This window comes from Paenibacillus turpanensis, assembly GCF_011421635.1.
Lineage (GTDB): Bacteria > Bacillota > Bacilli > Paenibacillales > YIM-B00363 > Paenibacillus_AK > Paenibacillus_AK turpanensis.
This window is the reverse complement of the sequence record NZ_WTLI01000054.1, coordinates 1-1,694: the sequence shown is the minus strand read 5'-3', so window position 1 is coordinate 1,694 and position 1,694 is coordinate 1. Positions and strand designations below refer to the sequence as shown.

The window sequence follows — 1,694 nt, the reverse complement described above, 5'->3', positions numbered from 1 at the left end:
GCTTGTTCCCTTTTTTAAGAAAACATGCGTGGAAGGTTGTCATCACAATGTGGCACCTAAAATAAACTAACTTCGTCTGGGTTCTTTGTCTACTCTAGGCTGCGCTCTTGAAAATACTGTCGTGAGTCGAATGTTTTTCCGCAAGTGGCGAAAAAATTGGACTGGCCTTTCATTGCTAAAAATTATTTGGATATTAATTCAATTTTCGTTTTTGATGCATCCACACCTTCTATATTAGCTTCTAGAAGAATCATATTAGTGTGAACTTTACCTACTTCACATTTCAGTTGAGATAACCATTGTTTGAATATAAAATTTCCCTGCTTATCATAAAAATAAATATATAACTTATAATTATCATTATTAATCTCTTGATATTGTTTAACCTGAACTGTCATCCACGATCGATTGCCATGTGCAAATTCAAAATTACCCATTCCAATGATACCATCTGGGGTCTTAATTGTAAGGTCACGTTCATCCGCATAGTCAACATGGATTGTTGGTCCTTGAGGATGATCACCTACGTAGGTAACCGTCGCCCCTAAATGTTCAGAAATATAACGTAAAGGTACATACGCTGTATCTTTGTAGTTAAGTATTTCAATACCATCGGAGGAATTTATATCTCCGTTATTATTTATTCTTAATGTTGCATCCCATAGATATGCCTGTACCGTCGTTAATGCCTGATTTGCAAAACTTGTGGGTATTGCAATTGTTAACATTGCACCTATAACTCCACCCAAGAGATATTTTTTCATTTACTGAATGTGCCTCCATAAAAAGGATTTATTTGTTATTTTATACGCTTATAAACAATTAAATATTTCGCATATGGATTAGGCACATAGGGATAAAAAACTTTCGTGTGGGTAATTTAGGAATGCCGTGTCAAAATCGCACTAAATTATTTAACCGATCTTATTCTCAGAATAGAACCATGCTATAATAAATGGGTTGCTTTAGACTTGATCTAAAAGTACTACTAAGATATATATTGTTGTCCAGACCAGGAGGACTCCATGAGCAAAAAAATAGCTAGCGAAAAAGACTTTCATAATAAAGTATTTGGTGGTGACAACACTGCTAGGGAACTAGCAAACGAAAAGTTTTACTCCATAACCGGATCATTAATTGATTACTATAGGAATAAACTCCTTAACGGGATCAGGAATACTCGGGTCCTTGAATATGGGTGTGGACTGAGTTCTTATTCTTTTCTTTTGGCTAGGGAAGGAGCGGCCTTTGTACGGGGAATCGATATATCGGATGTCGCTGTAGAGAAGGCCAATCTGAGAGCTCAACAAGAAGGACTTGCCGATAAAATGGAGTTCTTAGTTATGGATGCCGAGAAGCTGGAGTTCCCAAATGACTCATTTGACTTAATATGCGGAAATGGAATCCTGCACCATCTGGATCTACAAAAATCGTACAAGGAATTATCACGAACGCTTACAGCAGACGGTAAGGCCATATTTACGGAGCCGTTGGGGCATAATCCGCTTATTAATTGGTATCGGAATCGAACACCCCATATTCGTACGGAAGACGAGCACCCGTTAATGGTGCAAGACATTGAATTAGCTAAGGAGTATTTCAGCAAAATAGAAACGAGATATTATTTTTTAGCAACCCTGGCACTGAGTCCTTTTCGGAAGTCTAAGTGGTTTCATAAAATGGTTAAGGTTTGC

At 37.4% G+C, this 1,694-nt stretch carries 2 protein-coding genes; one reads left to right on the top strand and one right to left on the bottom strand.

Annotation, left to right across the window (positions count from 1 at the left end; all coding sequences use genetic code 11):
- Window positions 1–182 precede the first annotated feature (182 nt).
- A complete protein-coding gene (locus GQS10_RS22730) occupies window positions 183–764 on the bottom strand; it encodes a hypothetical protein (protein ID WP_166246589.1) in 582 nt (193 codons plus the stop codon).
- 261 nt (window positions 765–1,025) lie between these two features.
- On the opposite strand from GQS10_RS22730, the gene GQS10_RS22725 reads away from it, so the two are divergent.
- The coding region (locus tag GQS10_RS22725; RefSeq protein WP_166246587.1) for a class I SAM-dependent methyltransferase at window positions 1,026–1,694 on the top strand (669 nt) is incomplete at its 3' end.

Excerpts from the sequence above, each read along its gene's own strand:
- GQS10_RS22730 (WP_166246589.1), bottom strand. The coding sequence starts at position 764 with ATGAAAAAATATCTCTTGGGTGGAGTTATAGGTGCAATGTTAACAATT.